Source organism: Novilysobacter selenitireducens (assembly GCF_020026895.1).
GTDB classification, from domain to species: Bacteria; Pseudomonadota; Gammaproteobacteria; order Xanthomonadales; family Xanthomonadaceae; genus Lysobacter_C; species Lysobacter_C selenitireducens.
Genome location: NZ_JAINZW010000001.1, coordinates 144,671 through 164,565, shown reverse-complemented (window position 1 = coordinate 164,565; position 19,895 = coordinate 144,671). Strand labels below are relative to the sequence as shown.

The 19,895-nt window shown below is 71.7% G+C and carries 22 protein-coding genes and 1 pseudogene; 13 read left to right on the top strand and 10 right to left on the bottom strand.

What is annotated here, in order from left to right; all coding sequences use genetic code 11:
- The gene (locus K6753_RS00735) at positions 1-642 is read right to left on the bottom strand and encodes a restriction endonuclease subunit S (protein ID WP_223674275.1); all 642 of its coding nucleotides are present in this window, start codon (positions 640-642) and stop codon (positions 1-3) included.
- Between the two features lie 301 nt (positions 643-943).
- Here K6753_RS00735 and K6753_RS00730 point away from each other — a divergent pair, with 301 nt between their 5' ends.
- A complete protein-coding gene (locus K6753_RS00730; protein ID WP_425492028.1) occupies positions 944-1,669 on the top strand; it encodes a GntG family PLP-dependent aldolase in 726 nt (241 codons plus the stop codon).
- Between the two features lie 10 nt (positions 1,670-1,679).
- Here K6753_RS00730 and K6753_RS00725 read toward each other — a convergent pair whose 3' ends face one another.
- Positions 1,680-3,101, bottom strand: coding sequence for a coniferyl aldehyde dehydrogenase (locus K6753_RS00725; RefSeq protein WP_223674274.1), 1,422 nt, complete (start codon positions 3,099-3,101; stop codon positions 1,680-1,682).
- 76 nt (positions 3,102-3,177) lie between these two features.
- Between K6753_RS00725 and K6753_RS00720 the strand changes: the two genes are divergently transcribed.
- On the top strand, positions 3,178-3,720 hold the full coding sequence (locus tag K6753_RS00720) for a gamma carbonic anhydrase family protein (protein WP_223674273.1): 543 nt from the start codon (positions 3,178-3,180) through the stop codon (positions 3,718-3,720).
- Positions 3,721-3,927: 207 nt separating this feature from the next.
- Here K6753_RS00720 and K6753_RS00715 read toward each other — a convergent pair whose 3' ends face one another.
- Positions 3,928-4,212: a YkgJ family cysteine cluster protein gene (locus tag K6753_RS00715; RefSeq protein ID WP_223674824.1), complete on the bottom strand. Its 285-nt coding sequence runs from the start codon at positions 4,210-4,212 to the stop codon at positions 3,928-3,930.
- A 60-nt stretch (positions 4,213-4,272) separates the two neighbouring features.
- Positions 4,273-5,118 carry a shikimate dehydrogenase gene (gene aroE / locus K6753_RS00710; RefSeq protein WP_223674272.1) on the bottom strand — a complete coding sequence of 282 codons (846 nt, stop codon included), beginning with the start codon at positions 5,116-5,118 and terminating at the stop codon, positions 4,273-4,275.
- A 79-nt stretch (positions 5,119-5,197) separates the two neighbouring features.
- On the opposite strand from aroE, the gene K6753_RS00705 reads away from it, so the two are divergent.
- Complete coding sequence (locus K6753_RS00705; RefSeq protein WP_223674271.1) at positions 5,198-6,082, top strand: TolB family protein; 885 nt, start codon at positions 5,198-5,200, stop codon at positions 6,080-6,082.
- Between the two features lie 31 nt (positions 6,083-6,113).
- On the opposite strand, the gene hemB is transcribed toward K6753_RS00705, so the two are convergent.
- The 5 genes from hemB to K6753_RS00680 form a co-directional block, all read right to left on the bottom strand.
- The gene (gene hemB / locus K6753_RS00700; protein WP_223674270.1) at positions 6,114-7,103 is read right to left on the bottom strand and encodes a porphobilinogen synthase; all 990 of its coding nucleotides are present in this window, start codon (positions 7,101-7,103) and stop codon (positions 6,114-6,116) included.
- Positions 7,104-7,189: 86 nt separating this feature from the next.
- Positions 7,190-8,788 (bottom strand): PA domain-containing protein, encoded by a 1,599-nt coding sequence (locus K6753_RS00695; protein ID WP_223674269.1) that lies wholly within the window; start codon positions 8,786-8,788, stop codon positions 7,190-7,192.
- Positions 8,781-9,221: a post-PEP-CTERM-1 domain-containing protein gene (locus tag K6753_RS00690; protein WP_223674268.1), complete on the bottom strand. Its 441-nt coding sequence runs from the start codon at positions 9,219-9,221 to the stop codon at positions 8,781-8,783. Before K6753_RS00690 ends, K6753_RS00695 begins: the two co-directional genes overlap by 8 nt.
- A gap of 284 nt (positions 9,222-9,505) precedes the next feature.
- Positions 9,506-9,754 (bottom strand): hypothetical protein, encoded by a 249-nt coding sequence (locus K6753_RS00685; protein WP_223674267.1) that lies wholly within the window; start codon positions 9,752-9,754, stop codon positions 9,506-9,508.
- A gap of 103 nt (positions 9,755-9,857) precedes the next feature.
- Entirely contained in the window at positions 9,858-10,874 is a 1,017-nt protein-coding gene (locus tag K6753_RS00680; protein ID WP_223674266.1) for a chorismate transformation FkbO/Hyg5 family protein, read from the bottom strand.
- A 228-nt stretch (positions 10,875-11,102) separates the two neighbouring features.
- Here K6753_RS00680 and K6753_RS00675 point away from each other — a divergent pair, with 228 nt between their 5' ends.
- The 10 genes and pseudogenes from K6753_RS00675 to K6753_RS00630 all read left to right on the top strand — a co-directional run bounded on the left by K6753_RS00675 (position 11,103) and on the right by K6753_RS00630 (position 19,120).
- Entirely contained in the window at positions 11,103-11,372 is a 270-nt protein-coding gene (locus K6753_RS00675) for a phosphopantetheine-binding protein (RefSeq protein ID WP_223674265.1), read from the top strand.
- 2 nt (positions 11,373-11,374) lie between these two features.
- Positions 11,375-12,127, top strand: a complete 753-nt coding sequence (locus K6753_RS00670; RefSeq protein WP_425492027.1) for a COG4648 family protein — start codon at positions 11,375-11,377, stop codon at positions 12,125-12,127.
- A gap of 234 nt (positions 12,128-12,361) precedes the next feature.
- A complete protein-coding gene (locus K6753_RS00665; RefSeq protein ID WP_223674264.1) occupies positions 12,362-12,640 on the top strand; it encodes an ApeI family dehydratase in 279 nt (92 codons plus the stop codon).
- A pseudogene (locus tag K6753_RS00660) lies at positions 12,637-13,540 on the top strand (lysophospholipid acyltransferase family protein); the annotation flags it as partial. The gene K6753_RS00665 and the pseudogene K6753_RS00660, both read left to right, overlap by 4 nt.
- Positions 13,541-13,666: 126 nt before the next feature.
- Positions 13,667-14,323: a LolA-related protein gene (locus tag K6753_RS00655; RefSeq protein ID WP_425492053.1), complete on the top strand. Its 657-nt coding sequence runs from the start codon at positions 13,667-13,669 to the stop codon at positions 14,321-14,323.
- On the top strand, positions 14,320-16,668 hold the full coding sequence (locus K6753_RS00650) for an MMPL family transporter (protein WP_223674262.1): 2,349 nt from the start codon (positions 14,320-14,322) through the stop codon (positions 16,666-16,668). The genes K6753_RS00655 and K6753_RS00650 overlap by 4 nt, the downstream gene beginning before the upstream one ends.
- A 14-nt stretch (positions 16,669-16,682) precedes the next feature.
- Entirely contained in the window at positions 16,683-17,126 is a 444-nt protein-coding gene (locus tag K6753_RS00645) for a hotdog family protein (RefSeq protein ID WP_223674261.1), read from the top strand.
- Between the two features lie 237 nt (positions 17,127-17,363).
- On the top strand, positions 17,364-18,107 hold the full coding sequence (gene fabG / locus K6753_RS00640) for a 3-oxoacyl-ACP reductase FabG (protein ID WP_223674260.1): 744 nt from the start codon (positions 17,364-17,366) through the stop codon (positions 18,105-18,107).
- Between the two features lie 111 nt (positions 18,108-18,218).
- Entirely contained in the window at positions 18,219-18,680 is a 462-nt protein-coding gene (locus K6753_RS00635; protein ID WP_223674259.1) for a hypothetical protein, read from the top strand.
- A gap of 2 nt (positions 18,681-18,682) precedes the next feature.
- Positions 18,683-19,120, top strand: a complete 438-nt coding sequence (locus K6753_RS00630) for a DUF1801 domain-containing protein (RefSeq protein WP_223674258.1) — start codon at positions 18,683-18,685, stop codon at positions 19,118-19,120.
- Between the two features lie 167 nt (positions 19,121-19,287).
- Here K6753_RS00630 and K6753_RS00625 read toward each other — a convergent pair whose 3' ends face one another.
- The gene (locus tag K6753_RS00625; RefSeq protein ID WP_223674257.1) at positions 19,288-19,659 is read right to left on the bottom strand and encodes a VOC family protein; all 372 of its coding nucleotides are present in this window, start codon (positions 19,657-19,659) and stop codon (positions 19,288-19,290) included.
- Positions 19,660-19,895 lie beyond the last annotated feature (236 nt).

The following is a 19,895-nucleotide window of genomic DNA, read 5'->3' as shown; positions in this document are numbered from 1 at the left end:
CTAGTGCTGCTTGTGATCAGGTAGGCGGGGTGTTGCCGCACCTCGCCTACCGCCTTGCTCCCGCCTATTGCCGGAAGTTCTGCACAGACGCAGCAGAAGCTGGTCCGTCGCTTTTGCTCTCTGCTGAGTGATCGTCTCTAAGAGTTCGCGCTCGCGCTCAGCGAGCGTCGCAACCGCAGCGATAAGCCTCTGCGTCTCGAGCGGTGGCACCTCAATTTCAAAGTCTTCAATCAACGCCTTCGTCAGCGTGGGTATGTAGGTGCCGACTGCGTTGGCTGCCAGCCTGGTCTGGCTTGTCGGGTGGTTCAGAAACCATCGCAGGAAGGCGGGCTCGACGATCCCTGACTTAGGTCTCAGGACGAGAATGGGTGCGGCTGCCACGAGGGGCAGGTCGGTGGGGATGCTCTCGACCAGGGCGCAGTGAGTGGTCCCACGACCCTTCAGCACCACATCGCCTAGGGCGAGATGATGTGCTGCAGGAGCCTTGACCAATGTCCGCATGGCGCCTGCGACGTCTGCCGGGGCCCGCGCAGAGACGTCTTTCAGTTGGAGAACGTAGGTGTCTCCCTCAGGGTCGGGCTCTACGCGGGTTCTGAACGGGTAACCGGAGCGAACCGTCGCGATGTCAGCAATTTTTTTCACAGACAAGTCCGGTCTGGAGCTCGAACGGACATTACGCCTGAACTCCAGGATTCACAAGTACAGACACTTGATGTCTGCATAAGTGCCGCCGTCTCGAGAAGAACGCCCGGCAAGGCTCACTGCACCTGTGCAGGCGCATTGCAGTTGCTATGGACGTGGCGAGGACTCCAAATGCGCCAAACACGCCGTGCTCCATGGACATGGGCGCCCCCACCTAAATCCTTGAAGCGACAGCCTTTCAAGGGATGTCCATAGGCCTGCTACCTGCCGGTGCAGCGCGTACGAAGGCGGTGGCGCGGCGGTGCTGGGCGGCATCCAGCCACAGCCGCTGGCGCACGCGAGCGATGGCACGCTGCCCTTGGACGTGGTGGAGGCGGCGATCAAGCCCGACGACGCGCACTTCGCCCGCACCCGGCTGCTGTGCCTGGAGAACACCTGGCACGGCCGGCCGATGCCGCTCGACTACCTGGCCGATGCGCGCGCGCTGTGCGATCGGCGCGGCCTGGGGCTGCACCTGGATGGCGCGCGCCTGTTCAACGCGGCGGTGGCGCAAGGCGTACCCGTGCGCGACATCGCCCGCCACTTCGACAGCGTGTCGGTGTGCCTGTCCAAGGGGCTGGGCGCGCCGGTCGGGTCGGTGCTGCTCGGGTCTGCCGCGCTGGTTGCGCAGGCACGGCGCTGGCGCAAGGTCACGGGCGGCGGCATGCGCCAGGCCGGCATCCTGGCTGCCGCCGCGCTGCATGCGCTGGACCACCACGTCGAACGGCTGGCCGCGGACCACGACCGCGCCGCGCGGCTGGCGGCGGCGCTGTCGGCTCTGGGCGTGGAGGTCACCGGCCAGCACACCAACATGGTGTTCGTGCAGGTGGCGCCGGCATCCACGGCGTCGCTCGTCGAGCACATGGCCCGTGCCGGCGTGCGACTGTCGCCGGGCAGCGAAGGAAAACTCCGGCTGGTGCTGCACCTGGATGTCGACGACGCCGGCCTGAAGCGCGTGGTGGATGCGTGGGCCGGGTTCCGGGGCTGACGCGTGCCGGTCACTTCGCCAGCCAGCGGATCACGCGGTCGACCAGCCCCCGGTACGGGGGCTTGAGCAGGTCGCTGGCCGCCCGGCGCCGCTGGTGGAACACCGGCACCTGCTTGCTGAAGGTGTCGAAGCCGTGGCGGCCATGGATCGCGCCGATGCCGCTGGCGCCGATGCCGCCGAACGGCAGGCCGTGCACGCCGAAGTGGATCAGCGTGTCGTTGACGGTGACACCACCCGCCAGCGTGGAGGCGAGGATGCGCTCGATGGCATCCGTCTCGAACCCGAACGGGTACAGCGCCAGCGGCCGGTCGAGCGCGTTGATGCGGTCAATGGCCTCGTCCAGCGTGTCGTAGGCCAGCACCGGCAGGATCGGCCCGAAGATTTCCTCGCGCATCAGCGGCGCATCGGCCGGCGGGTCGATTACGAGGGCGGGTGGCATCAGGCGCTCGCGGGTGGCGAGGTCCGGGTCGACACCCAGCGGTTCGACCACCCGAAGGCCGCGCGCGTGCGCGTCGTCGAGGTACCCGCGCAACCGCTGAAGCTGGCCGTCGTTGATGATCCGTGTGTAGTCGGGCGACGTCGCAAGGTCGCCGTAGCGCGCGCGCAGCTCGCCTTCCAGCGCCGCGACCAGCGCATCGCGCTGGCTGCGATGGACCAGCACGTAGTCCACGCCGATGCAGGTCTGCCCGGCGTTGAACCACTTGCCGGTGGCGATGCGCGCCGCGGCCAGGTCGACCGGAAAGCCTTCGCACACCAGCGCCGGCGACTTGCCGCCAAGTTCCAGCGTCACCGGGGTCAGGTGGGGCGCGGCCGCGGCCATGACCTTGCGGCCCACGGCCGTGGAGCCGGTGAACAGCAGGTGGTCGAACGGCAGCGACGAGAACGCTGCCGCCACCTCCCCCCCGCCCAGCGCGACCGCGACCCGGTCGGCCGGGAATACGTCGGCCAGCAGCTGCCGCATCCACGCGCTGGTGCGCGGGCTGTGCTCGGACGGTTTCAGGTACACGTGGTTGCCCGCGGCGATCGCCGAGACGAGCGGCATCAGCGCCAGGTTCACCGGGTAGTTCCACGGCGAGAGGATCCCGACGACGCCGACGGGCTCGCGCCGCAGCTCCGCCCGGCCGGGCCAGAAGCGCCAGCCGGCGGCCACGCGCTCGCGCCGCATCCAGCGCCGCAGGTGGCGCAGGACGTGGTCGATCTCGGCCTGCACCACCATGGCCTCGGAGATCAGGTTCTCGTGCTCGCTGCGGTGGCCGAAGTCGGCCTCGATCGCGACGTGCATCGCCGGCAACTGCTCGCGCAGCGCGCGGCGCAGGCGCTCCAGGTCGCCACGACGCTGGGCCTCGTCGGGCTTGCGCGCCTGCCAGGCGGCGCGCAGCCGGCGGTGGGTGGCGGTGAGCTGGTCGGGCGTGGTGTCGGCGGCGGTGTCCATGGCGGCAGTGTAGGACCGCCACGTTGCGCGGCGGTCAACGGGTGCCCGCCTGCGGCGCGATGACTAGAATGCGGACATGACCCTGCGCCCCTACCTCGACCAGTTTCCCCGCCTCGGCGAGCGCGTGTACGTGGACCCGGCCGCCAGCGTGATCGGCGATGTCGAGCTGGCCGACGACGTGTCGGTCTGGCCCGGCTGCGTTGTACGCGGCGACGTCAATTTCATCCGTGTCGGCGCGCGCACCAACATCCAGGACGGCACGGTCATCCACGTCAGCCACGACGGCCCGCACGCCAAGCTCGGCGGGTTTGCCACGGTGATCGGCGAGGACGTGACCATCGGCCACAAGGCCATCGTGCATGCCTGCCGCATCGGCGACGCGGCACTGATCGGCATGGGCGCGATCGTGCTGGACGGCGCGGTGGTGGAGTCGCACGGCTTCGTCGGCGCCGGCGCCGTGGTGCCGCCGGGCAAGACCGTCGGCCGCGGCGAGCTGTGGCTGGGCAACCCCGCGCGCAAGGTGCGCGTGCTGTCGGAGGCCGATATCGAGGGCCTGTACTACTCGGCGCAGCATTACGTGCGGTTGAAGAACCGGTACCTGGGCATCGCCGAGGACTGAGTCCGTCGCAACACCGCGCCTGTAGGAGCGGCTTCAGCCGCGATGCTTTTTTCGGTGATCGTGCAGGCGCAACCCCGGCTTCGTTGTAGGAGCGACGTAAGTCGCGATCCACCGGCCGACGGAGTTGCGGTCGCGACTTGCGTCGCCCCTACGACGACTTCGCGTTTACGCCGCGAATTGCCACGGACATCGCGGCTGAAGCCGCTCCTACAACGGCGGCGGGCGCCGCGGCGGTGGGTCGGGCAGGGTGAGCGCTTCCAGCGCCGACAGGCGGCCGAGTGCATCGCTGCGGTCGATGCCGCACATGTCCTCGGAAGGTCGCAGCGAGGCGCAGAACGCCGGGCGTTCGGGCCGGCCGAACAGGCGGCAGCGCAGGTCATCGTCCAGTTGCACGCAGGGAATCCCGGCAGGTTTGCCATGCGGCATGCCCGGGATCGGCGAGGCAATCGACGGGGCGATGCAGCAGGCGGCGCAGCCGGCGCGGCAGGACACGGGGCCGGGCGACGCGCTCACGCGGCCGCCTTCGTCGGCACGAACATGCTCACCGTGGATTCAATCGGCGGTGACCAGCACGTCATCGTGCTCGCGCAGCATCGCGTACACCGGGTCGGTCTCGGGGCGCACGCCGTGCCAGCGCTGGAAGCTCTCGGCCGCCTGCTCGACCAGCATGCCCAGTCCGTCGATGGCCTTGTCGGCGCCGGAGGCCCGCGCCCATGACAGGAAGCCGATCGCCGCCTCGCCGTAGCTGAGGTCGACGGCGTCGCCACGTGGTGCGAACAGCCCGCCGGGCAGGTCCAGCGGGGTCCCGCCGCGCGCGGCCGAGGTGGCGTTGATCACCAGGTCAAACACGCCCAGCGTGCCGACGTCACTGAGGTAGCGCGGGTGCACGCGGTCGGGCTCGCCGAGCGCGTCGGCCAGTGCGTCGGCATGGGCGCCGTTGCGGTTGACGATGTAGAGGTCCGCGACGCCGGCATCCAGCAGCGCCGGCGCCACCCCGCGCGCGGCACCGCCGGCGCCGATCAGCAGCGTGCGCCGGCCGCGCAGGTCCTGGCCGTGGCGCTCGGTGAGGTCGCGCACCAGCCCGGCGCCGTCGGTGTTGTCGCCCTCCCAGCCGGTCGCCGTGCGGATCAGCGTGTTGACCGCCCCGGCGCGGCGGGCGCGCTCGCTGAGGTGTTGGCAGATGGTGGCGGCGTATGCCTTGTGCGGCAGGGTGATGTTGGCGCCGCGCCCGCCCTGGGCGGCGAAGTCGGCCAGCACCGCGTCGAAGCGCTCGGGCTCGGCATCGATCGCGGTGTAGTCGAGGGCGATACCGGCTTGCCGGCCGAACGCGGCGTGGATGCGCGGCGACAGCGAGTGCGCCACCGGATGGCCGATGACGGCGTAGCGGGCAGGAGACATCGGACACCTCGCTGGACGGATGCGCTGCGGACGGCCATCGTGTGCGGCCACGCGGTTGACCCCTTGGACAGGACTACGCATGACACGACGCGCCCCGGCCTTCGGGCTTCTCAGTCTACTCGCGCTGGCGCTGGTGCCGGCCGTCGCGCAGGCGTTGGCCGAATTCGGCATTGAGGGCATGGGCGTGGTCTCGACACGCGCGCATGAGACCGGCGCCACGGTGTCGCCCGACGGCCAGCGCATCGTCTTCGCCAGCGACCGCGACGGCGGCAGCGGCGGCTCCGACCTGTGGCAGGCGGTGCTGCGCGACGGGCGCTGGCAGGACGCCGCGCCGCTGGCGCTCAATACCGGGGACAACGAGGTCGAACCGGCCTTCAGCGCCGACGGTGCCTGGCTGCATTTCGCATCCGACCGCAGCGGTGGCCCAGGCGGTTTCGACCTCTACCGGGCACCCGTGCAGGGCGGAGCGGTGGGTGCAGCCGAGGCCGTGCCCGGGGCGGTCAACACGGCCGGACACGAGCGCGCGCCGATGCCCTCGCCTGACGGATCGCGGCTGCTGTTCGCCAGCGACGGCCACGGTGGCGCCGGCGGGTTGGACCTGTTCGCGTCGAAGCGGTCGGACGACGCATGGTCGATGCCGGCGGCACTGTCGGCCCTCAACACGCCGGCCGACGAAGCCAGCGCGGCGTTGCTGCCGACCGGCGTGGTGGTATTCGAGCGCGCGGGCGTCGGCGGCACGGCGCGCTTGCACCGCGCGACGTGCGGCGAGGGCGGGTGGACGGACGCGGGCGCGCTGGCGCTGTCGTTCAATACCGAAGCCGGGACGACCCGGCGGCCCGTCCCCGACTGGAACGCACCCGAGGAACTGCTGGTGGCCGGCAGCGCGCGCGCCCCGCGTGCCGGCGGGCTGGATCTCTACCGGATGCGCGCGCCGCGCGCGGCACCGGGCGAATCCTGCGAGTGAGCGCGCCGCATGGACGCGCCGTATTCGCGGATCAGGCCTCGCGCAGCCAGCGCGCCGCGTCCATCGCGTAGTACGTCAGCACCGCGTCGGCGCCGGCGCGCTTGATCGACACCAGCGCCTCCAGTGCGCAGGCACGTTCGTCGAGCCAGCCGTTCTGCGACGCGGCCTTGAGCATCGCGTACTCGCCGCTGACCTGGTAGACGAACGTCGGCACGCCGAAGGCGTCCTTCACCCGGCGCACGATGTCCAGGTACGGCAGGCCCGGCTTGACCATCACCATGTCGGCGCCCTCGTCCAGGTCCAGTTCGACCTCGCGCAGCGCCTCGTCGGTGTTGGCCGGGTCCATCTGGTAGGTGGTCTTGTCGGCCTTGCCCAGTGCCGACGCGCTGCCGACCGCGTCGCGGAACGGGCCGTAGAACGCGCTGGCGTACTTGGCGCTGTAGGCCAGGATGCGCGTGTGCACGTGGCCGTCCATTTCCAGCGCGCCGCGGATCTGGCCGATGCGCCCGTCCATCATGTCGCTGGGCGCGACCACGTCGGCGCCGGCGGCGGCATGCGACAGCGCCTGCCTGACCAGCGCCTCGACGGTGGCGTCGTTGAGCACGTAGCCGGACTCGTCCAGCAGGCCGTCCTGCCCGTGTGAGGTGTACGGGTCCAGCGCGACGTCGGTGATCACGCCCAGCTGCGGGAAGCGCTGCTTGAGCGCCATGACCGCCCGCTGCACCAGCCCGTCCCCGGCCCATGCGGCTTCCGCGGTGGTGGACTTGGCCGCAGGCTCCGTGACCGGGAACAGCGCCAGCGCCGGGATGCCCAGGCCGCTGGCCTCCTCGGCCACGCGCAGCAGGTCGTCCAGGCCCACGCGCTCCACGCCCGGCATCGAGGCGATCGCCTCGCGGTGGGCGTGCTCGTGCACGAACACGGGATAGATGAGGTCGTCGGCGGTCAGGACCGTCTCGCGCATCAGCCGGCGCGAGAACCCGTCGCGGCGCATCCGCCGCGGGCGCGTGTAGGGGTAGCTCATGGGGCGCGATTCTACGTGCAGACGAAAAAAACCGGCGCCCGAAGGCGCCGGTTTCCATGCAGGCCGTCCGTGGCCGACGGCTCCGATCAGAAGCGCGTGCGCGCCGCGCAGCTGACGATGCGGCCGTTGAACCGCTGTTCCAGCAGCCCCTGCTCCTGCAGGCGGTTGCGGTAGTCGGTCATGCACTGCACGTACTCGCCCTTGCTGTCGCTGTAGTTCAGGCACACGTTGTTCTGCGCCTGCACGTTGGCGCCGACCACCAGGCCGCCCTCCTGCAGCACCGGCACGAACGTGTCGCAGCTGCCCATGAAGGCGTTGCCGGTGTTGGTCGACCATCCCTCGTCCTGGTACAGCGCCGGGGTCAGGTCCAGCCTCAGGTTGGAATCGAGGTCGGCACTGATCGCCGGCTCCATCAACGCGTTGGGCGAGTGCGAGACGTCGTAGTGCGAGAAGCTCGACCCCTGCGCCAGCGCCGCCGGCGCATACAGCCGCGCGCGACCGGCCGTATCGGCACCGGCCAGCCGACCCGGGACCTCGCCCAGCGCAACCGACACGCCCGGCAGGGCGGCCTTGATCGCGCTGCCGTCGGCCAGCGACACCATCAACGCCGGGATCGTGGCTTCCACGCTGGCGTCGCCGGCCATGCCGATGACACCGGCGGCGTTGTTGGCGACGATGACCGCGGTGGCGCCGGCATCCTCCGCGAACTTCACCTTGATCTCGAACGCGCACGCACCGCGGTCGACGATCGCCACCTGCCCGGCGTATGCACCGGCCGGCGAGGCCTGGCAGCCGAACGTCGGCGTGGCGCTGCCGTCATTGACCAGCACCACGTTGCCACTGAAGTTCGCGGGCGTGGCGGGCGGGCCGAACTGCGCCGTGCCGTACTCGTAGTTGGCCGTCAGCGTGCCGCTGGTGTTGAGGTTCACCAGCGGCCCCAGCGCGACCGGCACCTGGTCGGTGACGTTGGCGCCGGTCCACACCAGCTGTCCGCCCACGGCCGCGGCGGCCCGCCCGGCGTTGTCCAGTGCGTTCCACGCCAGGCCTGACGCGTTGTCGCGTACGTTGGTGCCGTAGACGTCGGGGAAGCCTAGGAAGGGCGCGCCGCTGGCCAGGCTGGTGAAGCCCTGGAAGCCGAGGCCATGGCCGATCTCGTGCATCACCACGTCGAGGAAGTTGATGCGCCCCGAGGGGGTGTTGCCGTCCAGGCCGTAGTACCAGCCCGAAGCTTCCAGGCAGCCCGGCGTGCCGAGGTTGGCATTGAAGCGGCTGTTGATCTCGTTGGTGGCCGGGTCCAGGTCGTCGCCGAACAGGGCGTTGGCGAGCGCGCCGCCGTACCAGGTGCCGGGGAGCAGCGCCCCTTCGAAATCACGGTGCACGGTCGTGGTGCCGGCCGAGCCGAGCACACCACTGGTGGCGTTGCAGCTGAGCGGCTGGAAGCTGGCCTGCACGTTCACCGGCGGGCCGGACTCCAGGATCGCGCCCCACAGGTCGGCGGCGAACTGGTAGGCGATGCGGCGCTGTTCGCCGATGGTGGTGCCCGGGTTGCCGCCGACGGGGGCGGCCGGGGTCGGGTCGTTAAGGCCCTGGCCGGCGGGGTCCATGTTGACCGGCACGATGGTGGCGGCCTGGGCGCTGCCCATGGCCAGCGCGAGCGACAGGGCGAGTGCGAGGGGCTTATTCACTGGCCACCTCCGGCTGCGGCTGGACCGGCGTACCGGTGGCGTCGAGGGGGCGGTGCTGCAGCATGAGTCCGCCGTCAGCGGCCTGCGTTGCGACCAGCGCGCTCATGCGGTCTTCCGGGACCTCGGCCATGACGCCGTTGCCGTTGGCATGGCGGCGCACGGTCTGGCGGGCCTCGGCCTCGTTTCGCGGGGCGCGCTTGCCGCGCGAGGCGGGGGCGGCGGTGGGCGTCGTGGCGGCGGCCGTGCGCAGCTGGCGGATCTCTTCGGCCGTCGGCGCGCGCAGGCGTCCGGTGGCCGGGTCGATGGCGACCTTCACGCCGGCGAAGTAGCCGGTCGCGGTGTCGTCGGTGGCGGGGGGCTCGGCCGCATGTGCGGCCACGGTGAGGGAAAGGCCGGCCGACAGCAGGGCCAGCCGCAGGGTGCGGGTGTTCATCGTGACGTGTTCCTCGGACAGGGAGACCACAACCGCCGGGCGCGCCGGGGGGCGCGTTCCGGAGGGGCGATGACAGCTCGGGTCGACGCGGGATACGCGGACAAGATCCCCTTCCGCGCCGAAGGCCAGTCTGCCCCCGCCGCGCGCGCCGCTTCAACGCGCAGGCGCGGGTTTTTCCGTTCATGCGACGAACGGCATGCCCGATGTTTCGCGCGCGCAACACATGCATGAAAAAAGCCGGGCAATGCCCGGCTTCTCAAAGGTGTACGTGGATGCGGCGCGGCTCAGATCACGCCGCCACCCAGCATCAGCCGGACCACGCCGACGATGATCACGATGCCGTTGAGCACCAGCCCGGCCTTGGCCCGGCCGCGGTTCTCGGCACGGGTAAGGGCGATGCCAATGGCGGCAATCACCGCGCCGATGGCGGCGAAGGGAATCAGGAACCAGTTGCCCCACCCCAGGAACGGGATCAGTGCGACCACCATCCAGATCATCGCGACGATGCCCCACAGCAGGCTGATCAGCCCCATCGTGTCTCCTCCACTCCCGGCCGGTGCGGCCTTCGTGGCGCAAGACTAGTGGATGGGCGAGGTGGAGCGAAATCCTGCGGCCGTCCTGCGAGCCGCGGCGGCGTTACCCGTGCACGCCATCGATCTCGATGCGCAGCTCGCGCCGGCAGATCGCCGCGTGCAGCACCACGCACTGCACCGCCGGGTCCAGGCGCGCGGCCAGCAGGTCGCGCACGTGCGGCAGTTCCGCCGCGTCGCGCACGTACACCTTCAGCCGCGTCCCGGCGCCGAAACGCGCCGGCAGGTGCGGGGCGCGGGCACGCGCGGCGGCCACCAGGCTGTCGAAGTTGGCGAGGGTCTCGTCCAGCTGCGCGGCCACGCAGTCGGCATGGCGCGACTCGTGCCCGACCACCGCGGCGGTGCCCGACAGCAGCAGCGGCATCGCGCTGCCGGCGGGCGGCAGCATCGCGCGGGCAAAGCTGGGCGGCTGCGGGCCGTACTGGCGCGGGTAGCGGTAGGCGCTGACCTGGCGCGGGTTCTCCAGTGGCGTGCCGGGCACGCGCGCGGCCAGCAGGTAGACCTGCAGCCGGCGCACGCCATCGACGCGTCCGATGGCCGTCGCCGCCGGCAATGCATGCGGGTCGAACGGCCCCAGCCCCTGCGCACGCCCGACGCAAAAGCGGCGGTAGCGCTCGGCATCGCCCTCGCCGGCGGTGATGCCGTCGAGGTAATTCCACATGCGCAGCAGGTGCGGATAGCCGCGCGCCGCCACGAACGCCGACAGCCGCGTGTACGCGGCCTGCGCGGCGCGCTCGATATCGTCATCGCGCGCGTCGCCCGCCAGCGCGTCCTCGTCCAGTTCCATCGAAGCAAACAGCAGCGCGCCGTCATCCGACCACGCCACCGCGCCGTCCCGGCCGCAGCGCACGGGCGCATGGCCGCGCCAGACTTCCAGCGGCGCGGTGCCGGTCGGCTCCAGCGCCACGCGCAGGTAACGCGGGTCCTCGCTCACCGGCGCGCGCGGGCCGAAGCCGAACACGGCCAGTACCGCGTCGTCAGCCAGCAGCGCGGGCAATGCGGCGTCGGTGTAGTCGACGTCCAGCCGCGGCAGCGCGGAGGCGTGGGTCGGCAACGCGCTCATGCGCGGCGCCTGCCAGCGGGGCGGCCGGGAAATACGGCCGCACGGGCCGCTGCCCGCCGACGGATGTTGCGGATGGAGTCGACACCGACGCCGGCAAGGGCGGCCGGCACGCGAAAGCGATTCATCCGCGCATGATAGCCGCGCGGGCGCACCCCATTGGCCGCGGTGCTTGCGCGCGCGGGCGCGATGCCGGATCGTGGCGCCCCGAAATCGTCACCGGACCGCCCGATGTCTGAACAGAGCACCGCCGAACGCGAACTGGCCGAACTGCTGGTCGAGAGCCTGAACCTGGAGGGCGTGGAGCCCGCGGGCATCGACCCGGAGGCACCGCTGTTCGGCGACGGCCTGGGGTTGGATTCGATCGACGCGCTGGAGCTGGCGCTGGCCGTATCCAAGCGCTACGGCTTCCAGCTGCGGTCTGACAGCGACGAGAACCGCCGCATCTTCGGCTCGCTGCGCGCGCTTTCGGCGCACGTCGAGCAGCACAAGACCGCCTGAACGTGCCCCGCGACGGCGCCGGCATCGCCCGCGCCGGATCCGCAACCGGCGACGGCACCGCGTCGATGACCAGCACCGTGCTCCGCATCGCCATGCTGGTGGCCTATCCGCTGCTGGCGCACTGGGCCAGCGTGGGCGGCGGCGACCTCGCCGCGGGCCTGGCGCTGCTCGACCTGGTGGCGCTGGTGCTGGCCGATGCCCTGCTCAAGCCGCTCGCCTGGGCGTGGGCAGTGCTGGCCGCCAGCGCGGCCGGGCTGTGGCTGCTGATCGGCACGCCGTGGCCGGCGCTGCTGCTGCTGGCGCCGCCGATGCTGTTCACCGGCTTCCTGGCGTGGCTGTTCGCCCGCAGCCTGGCCTCCCCGCGCGGCGCGCTGATCACCCGGATCGTGGCGGCGTTGGAACGCCGCGAGCCCGACCAGCTGGCGCCGGACCTGCTGCGCTACACCCGCCGCCTGACGGCCGCCTGGGCGTGGCTGCTGGCGCTGCTGACGCTCGCCAATGGCGTGCTGGCACTGGTCGTGGTGCCCGATGGCGTGTTCGCCCGGCTGGGGCTGGCCTCGCCGTGGCCGGTGTCGCAGGAGGCCGGCTCGCTATTCGCCAACATCCTCAACTACGGCGTGCTGGGCGGCTTCTTCCTCGGCGAGTACGTCATCCGGCACCGCCTGTTCCGCGACCGCCCGTACCGCAACTTCGTCGATTTCATCCGGCAGATGGGCGCCTTGGGCCCCGGGTTCTGGCGCGAGCTGTTCCGGTAGGCCCGCGGGTCCCTGTACCTGTAGGAGCGGCTTCAGCCGCGAATTCCCCTGCAGGAGCGACGCAAGTCGCGAGGACGTGCGAGGAATGCGGGGTGCCCGGGGTCCCGATCGCGGCTGAAGCCGCTCCTACAGGGTGCCGGCAAGGGTGAACACGACGCGAGCCGGTATAGGTGCACGGACCTTCCATCGGGCCGCGTCGCTTATCCTGTGCGGCCGTTGCCACCGACCCGCCGCATGCGCTTCACCATCGATCCCGACCACCCCTGCCTGCCGGGCCATTTCCCCGGCCGCCCCGTGGTGCCCGGCGTGGTGGTGCTGGACCGCGTGGTGGAGGCGATCGAAGCCGCGCACGGGCCGCTCGGGCCGCTGCGCCTGCCGCAGGTGAAGTTCATGCAGCCGTTGCTGCCGGGCGAGGCCGCCGACATCGACCTGGACGTAGCCGCCCCCCGCCGCTGGCGCTTCCGCGTGAAGCGCGGGGACACGCTGCTGGCCAGCGGCGAGGTGGCGGCATGAGCACCGAGGCCGCACGTGACTGGACCCGCCAACGCGAGGGCGGCAACCGGTTCTCGCTGCACCTGATCCGCGCCATCGCCCGCCATGGCGGCCGCGCCGCCGGCCGTGCCTGCCTGTACCCGATCACCGCCTATTTCCTGTTGCGCCGTGCGCCCGAGCGGGCCGCCTCGCGCAGCTACCTGTGGCGCGTGCTGGGCCGGCCGGCGCGGCTGCGTGACATCGCCCGCCACATCCACACCTTCGCCTGCACCATCCTCGACCGCGTGTTCATGCTGAGTGGGCAGATGCAGCGCTTCGACATCCGCACTTCGGGGCTGGACGGCCTGCACACGCAGCTCGACCGCGGCCAGGGCGTGCTGGTGTTTGGCTCGCACCTGGGCAGCTTCGACGCGTTGCGGGTGCTGGCGGCCACGCGCCCGGACGTGCAGGTGCGCGTCGTGCTGGACAAGGGCCACAACCCGGCGATGACGCAGCTGCTGGACGCGCTCAACCCGGAGCTCGCACGCACCGTGATCGACGCCGGCCAGGACGGGCCGTCGATCGTGCTGGCGATCAAGCAGGCCACCGATGCCGGCGCGCTGGTGGCGCTGCTGGTGGACCGCGCGCGCCCGGGCGAGCCCTCGCTGCCGGCCCCGCTGCTGGGTGCGCGCGCGCCGTTCCCGGTGGCGCCGTGGCTGATCGCCGGCGCGCTCAAGGTGCCGGTGGTGCTGGCGTTCGGCCTGTACCGAGGCGGCAACCGCTACGACCTGGATTTCGAGGTGTTCAGCGAAGGCTTGAGCATCACCCGGCATAACCGCGGGTCCCAGTTGGCCGATCTGGTCGCGCGCTACGCGCAGCGGCTGGAACACCACGCCCGCCGTGCGCCGTTCAACTGGTTCAACTTCTACGACTTCTGGCAGAGCGATGACCCCCATGCGCAATCCGTTGGCAGGCACGACCCCGCACCGCACGCGCGCAGCGAGCCGCCCGCACGCGTCGAACGGCCCGAGCGTGTCGAAGGGCCCGGCGTGGCGCCGCCTGCGGACGCTGGCGCTGGCCCTGCTGCTGTCGCCGGTGCTGCCCGCGCCGGCCTTCGCCGCTGACACCCCGGCCACCCCGGCGTCGCGTGCCGATGCGGAGTGGATCCTGTCCCGCCTCGCACGCCCGGCGCCGATGCGCACCGGATTCGTCGAGGTGCGCGGCTCGGCATTGTTGAAGGCGCCACTGCGGCTGACCGGCGAGTACCGCCGGCCCGACGGCGACACGCTGGTGCGCGAGGTGCGCGCACCGTACGCCGAGACCACCACGATCCGTGCCGGCGACGTGCGCATCGAGCGCAACGGCCGCGGCGCGCGCACGTTCTCGCTGTCGCGCGCACCCGAACTGGCGGCGCTGCAGGCCAGCTTCGGCGCGCTGCTGGCGGGCGATCGCGCGCTGCTGGAAAAGCACTACACGATCGACACCCGCGGCAGCCGCAGCGCATGGACGATGGCGCTGGCGCCGCGCGATGCCGCGGTCGCGGCCAAGCTGCGCGGCATCACCCTGCACGGCCGCGGCGCAGAACTGCGCTGCATCGAGACGCGCCCCACGCAGGGCGACGTGCAGCGCACGCTGCTGGCCGGCGCGGCACGCGCGGCTGAAACGGTGTCCGATGCCGCGGCGCTGGCCGCGCTGTGCACCGGCACCGAAGCCCGCGCGCAATGACGTCCCGCACCCGGCTCGGGCTGGCGCTGCTGTGGCTGGCCGCGCTGCTGCTGGCCGGGTGGGCGGTGTCGCGCACGCTGGAACTGAGCGGCGACCTGCGCAAGTTCATGCCGGCGCCGCAGACGCCGGCGCAGACGCTGCTGATCGACGAGCTGGGCGAGGGCCCGGGTTCGCGACTGCTGCTGGTGGCGCTGGAGGGCGATTCGCCCGAAACCCTCGCCGGGATCTCACGCGCGATGCGGGCCTCGCTGTCGGCCGACGAGGCGTTCGCGCTGGTGGCCAACGGCGGTGACGCGGGCCTCGGCGCCATCCCGGAGACGCTGCGCCCCTACCGCTACCTGCTGTCGCCGACGCTCGACACGCAGCGCTTCGATGTCGCGATGCTGCGCGAGGCGCTCGACCAGCGCGTGCAGGACCTGGGTTCGCCCGCCGCCACGCTGATCGAACCGCTGCTGCCCAGCGACCCGACCCTGGAAACCCTCGCCGTCGCCGAATCGCTGCAACCGGCCGGCGCGCCGCAGCAGCTGCACGGCGTCTGGTTCGACCGCGCCGGGCAGCGCGCGCTGCTGGCGCTGGAAACCCGCGCCGCCGGCTTCGACCCGACCGGCCAGGCGGCGGCGGTGGCCGCGGTGCACGCCGCGTTCGACGCCGCAAGAGGCGCGGGCCCGGCGACGCTGGCGATGACCGGCCCCGGCGCGTTCTCCGTGGAGATCGGCGCGCGCACGCAGCGCGAGGCCAGCCTGATCGGCACGGTCGACTCGATCGTGTTCGCGCTGCTGCTGATGCTGGCCTATCGCAGCTGGCGCGCGCCGCTGCTGGGCGCGCTGCCCCTGGCGACCGGCGGCCTGGCGGGCCTGGCCGCGGTGGCGCTGGCGTTCGACGGCGTCCACGGCATCACCCTGGCGTTCGGCTTCACCCTGATCGGCGTGGCACAGGACTACCCGATCCACCTCTTCAGCCACATCCGCCCCGGCGTGTCGCCACGCGACAGCGTGCGCGGGCTGTGGCGCACGCTGGCCACCGGCGTGGTCGCCACCTGCATCGCCTACCTGACGTTCCTGGTGTCGGGCGTGGAGGGGCTGGAGCAGCTGGCGGTGTTCACCATCGTTGGCCTGGGCACCGCGGGCCTGGCGACGCGCTTCGCGCTGCCGGCGCTGATCGTGCCGGGGCAGTGGAACCCGATCGCCACCCCGGGCCTGGCGACGGCGTGGCGCGCGATCGACCGCCTGCCGCGGCTGCCCGCCACGGCCGCGCTCGCACTGGCCGCGGTCGCGATTGCCGTTGCCACGCTGGCGCCGGGCCGCTTCTGGGAGAACGACCTGTCGCGCCTGACCCCGGTGCCCGCGCCGGCGATGGCCTTGGACACGCAGCTGCGCCGCGAGCTGGGCGCGCCGGACGTGCGCTACGTGATCGCGATTGACGCCGCCGACGCCGAAGCCGCGCTGCAGGCCGGCGAGGCATTGCAGCCGCAATTGGATCAGTTGCGGGTCGCCGGCGCGCTCGACGGTTTCGACCTCGCCTCGCGCTACCTGCCCAGTGCCGCCACCCAGCGCGCGCGCCAGCAGCGCCTGCCCGGCGACAACGAGCTGAAGATGTCGCTGGCCGCCGCCCTGGCCGACAGCCCGTTCGTCGCCGACGCGTTCGAGCCGTTCGTGGCCGACGTCGCGGCTGCGCGCCAGGCCGAACCGCTCGGCGTCGAGGACCTGGCTGGCACGCCATTGGCCACCGGCGTCGATGGCCTGCTGATCCAGCGCCACGGCACCACCACCGCGCTGGTGTCGCTGACCGGCCTGCACGATGCCGGCGCCGTGGCGCGCGTGGCCGAGCAGCACGGCGGCCAGCTGCTGGACCTCAAGCAGGCCAGCGAGTCGCTGGTGGCCGAATACCGCGGCCGCGTGCTGGGGGCGCTGGCGCTGGCCGCGGTGCTGCTGGCGCTGACCGTGCTGGCCTCGCTGCGCTCCGTGCGCCGCACCCTGCGCGTGCTCGCGCCGATGGCGCTGACCACGGTGCTGGTGCTGGCGGCGCTGCGCGCGCTCGGCGTCGAACTCAACCTGTTCCACCTGGTGGCGCTGATCCTGGGCGCGGGCCTCGGACTGGACTACGCGCTGTTCTTCGACCACGCCGGCGACGACCGCGACGAGCAATTGCGCACGCTGCACGCGGTCATCGTCTGCAGCGCGATTACCTTCGCCGTGTTCGCGTTGCTGGCGGCCTCCTCGATCCCGGTGCTGCGCGCGATCGGTGGCACCGTCGCGCTGGCGGTGGTGTGCAACTTCGTGCTGGCGCTGCTGGTGACGCGCCGGCCGGTCACCGCGTACGCGCACGGCGGCGCGGACCAACCATGACCGGAACGCCTGTAATGACCGACGCCATCGACCGCGCCCGCATCCTGCAACTGGTCCCGCACCAGGGCGACATGTGCCTGTGGGATGCCGTCGAGGCGTGGGATGGGGACTCGATCCGCCTGCGCACGGACACCCACCGCGATCCGGCGCATCCGCTGCGCAGTGGCGACCGCCTGCGCGCGCTTCACCTGTGCGAATACGGCGCGCAGGCGATGGCCGTGCACGGCGGCCTGCGTGCGGCGGCCTCGGGCGGTGCCGCGCCGCCCGGCATGCTGGTGGCGCTGCGCGGCGTCGAGCTGCACGTCGAGCGCATCGATACGCTGCCCGGCGACCTGGAATGCGAGGCCCGCGTGCTGGTGGAAGGCGAGGGCAGCCAGCAGTACGGCTTCCGCATCACCCACGCCGGCACGCTGCTGGCCGAGGGCCGCGCTGCGGTGATGCTGCGCTCGACGCCATAGCCCGTATATCTCCCTGTAGGAGCGGCTTCAGCCGCGAAGCCCGCGCCACTCACACCTGTAGGAGCGACGTAAGTCGCGACCGGCGCCCGGAAGCCATCGCGTATCCGAAGCAGCGAGGCGATCGGCCACCCCATCGCGGCTGAAGCCGCTCCTACAGTGGCTTGGGTCGGGCGCACCGCGACTCACCTCGCGCCTGCATGCACGACAATGCCCGCCTGCCGACACCGGAATGCACCGATGACCCCGAACCCCGCCCCCACCCTCCGCCGCGCCCTCGTCACCGGCGGCAGCGGCGACATCGGCAGCGCGATCTGCCAGCGCCTGGCCGAGGACGGCTGCCACGTCATCGTCCACGCCCACGCCAACCTGCAGCGCGCGCAGGCCGTGGTCGACGCCATCCACCACGCCGGCGGCAGCGCGCAGGCGGTGGCGTTCGACGTCGCCGACGGCGACGCCACGCGCGCGGCGATCGAGGCGCTGCTGGCCGACGGCCCGATCCAGGTCGTCGTCAACAACGCCGGCATCCACGACGACGCGCCGCTGGCCGGCATGGGCGACGCGCAATGGAAGCGCGTCATCGACATCTCGCTGCACGGCTTCTTCCACGTCACCCAGCCGCTGCTGCTGCCGATGGCGCGCACGCGCTGGGGCCGGGTGGTCAGCATCTCCTCGGTGGCGGCGGTGCTGGGTAACCGCGGCCAGGCCAACTACGCCGCCGCCAAGGCGGCGCTGCACGGCGCCAGCAAATCCCTGGCCCGGGAAATGGCCTCGCGCGGGATCAGCGTCAACGTGGTCGCGCCGGGCGTGATCGAAGGCCGCATGGCCGGCGACGCGTTCCCGGCCGAACTCATCAAGCAGACCGTGCCCGCCGGCCGCGCCGGTACGCCCGACGAGGTGGCCTCGCTGGTGGCGTTCCTGTGCTCGGATGCGGCGGATTACATCAATGGCCAGGTGATCGGCATCAACGGCGGCATGGGCTGACGGCCAGGCTGAACACTTCAGGCGCAGCTCCCGGGCGGTCGGGTCGCAGTCACCCCGCGCCGACAGCCGCGGCGTAGCATCCGCGGCACGATCCACGCCCCGGAGGCGCCCATGCTCCGCACACTGACCGCCGCGCTGCTGGCCCTGACGCTGGCCGCGTGCGCGACCTCGCACATCCTCACCGGCCAGCCGCGCGCGCCGATCGACCCGGCGCAGGTGCGCGTCTATTTCGACCCGCCGCCGGCCGGCTACGAGGAGATCGCCCTGCTGGAAACGCGCAGCGGCGCGTTCACCTACGGCGAACAGAACAAGACCGACCAGGTGATCGACAAGCTGCGCGTCGAGGCCGCCAAGCTCGGCGCCAACGGCGTGCTGTTCCAGGGCACGTCCGACAGCTGGGGCGGCACCGGCGTCAGCGTCGGCGCGGGCGGCGGCAGCTACGGCGGCAGCAGCTTCAGCAGCGGCGGCATCGGCGTCAGTGTCACCCCCACGCAGAAGTACGCCCGCGGCGTGGCGATCTTCGTTGCCGACCCGCCGCCGATGAACGCGCCGGTGGCCACCCCCGGCGGCTGACCATGGAGCGGCGCGTCGCCACCGAGGCGAAGACGAAACCGGGCGCGGGCTCGGTGGAAGGGTTCCTGGCCGCGCAGGATCCGGCCCGGCAGGCGGACTGCCACACGCTGGTCGAACTGATGCGTGAATCCACCGGTTGCGACCCGGTGCTGTGGGGCCCGGCGATCGTCGGCTTCGACACCTACACCTACCGCTACGAGAGCGGCCGCGAGGGCGACTGGCCCATCGTCGGCTTCTCCCCGCGCAAGCAGGCGCTGACGCTCTACATCATGCCGGGCTTCGACGCCTACGAGCCGCTGCTGGCGCGGCTGGGCAAGTTCAGCACCGGCAAGTCGTGCCTGTACCTCAAGCGCCTGTCCGACGTCGACATGGACGTACTGCGCCAGCTGGTGGACGAATCGGTCGCGGCGATGCGCGCGCGGTATCCGCGCAACGCGTAAGCCGACCCGCGCTGAACCGGCTCCTCTGTAGGAGCGGCTTCAGCCGCGATGCCCGCGCCCCCTTACACCTGTAGGAGCGACGTAAGTCGCGACCGGGAGATACGGGTCCGCTTCGTGGTCGCGACTTACGTCGCTCCTACAAGAGCAGCGGTCCCCGCGCTACGTGGCTACACGTGCTGGTCGAGCATGACGACGTTGCCGTCCGGGTCGGACAGGATGATGTGGGCCGGACCGGTGGTGTCCGGGTCGGCGCGCGTGGTGATGTCGACGCCTTCGGCGTCCAGCGACGCCTGGATCTCGCGCACGTCGGTGAACGACGCCAGCGGTTGCGCGGCCTGGTCCCAGCCCGGGTTGAAGGTGAGGATGTTCTTTTCGAACATGCCCTGGAACAGGCCGATCACGGTCGAGCCGTTCTTCAGGATCAGCCAGCCCTGCGCGGCGTCACCGCCCATCGCGGAGAAACCGAGCTTCTCGTAGAACGCGCGGGATGCCTGCAGGTCCTTCACCGCGAGGCTGACGGAAAACGCACCGAGTTCCATGGGGTCACCTGTCGGATTACGGGCATCGGCCCGCGGCCAGCCTAGCGCGCCCAACCCGGTCAGGCACGGCGCGTCGAACGGTCCATCGTAGTAGCGGCTTCAGCCGCGATCGTGAATCGTCCCGCAGCCATGCCGCGGCCTCGACGTGTAAATCCGGTTGCGCTGCAGGAGCGACGTGGGTCGCGACCGCGGGAGATCGGGCACATGCGCAGGTCGCGACTTAGGTCGCTCCTGCA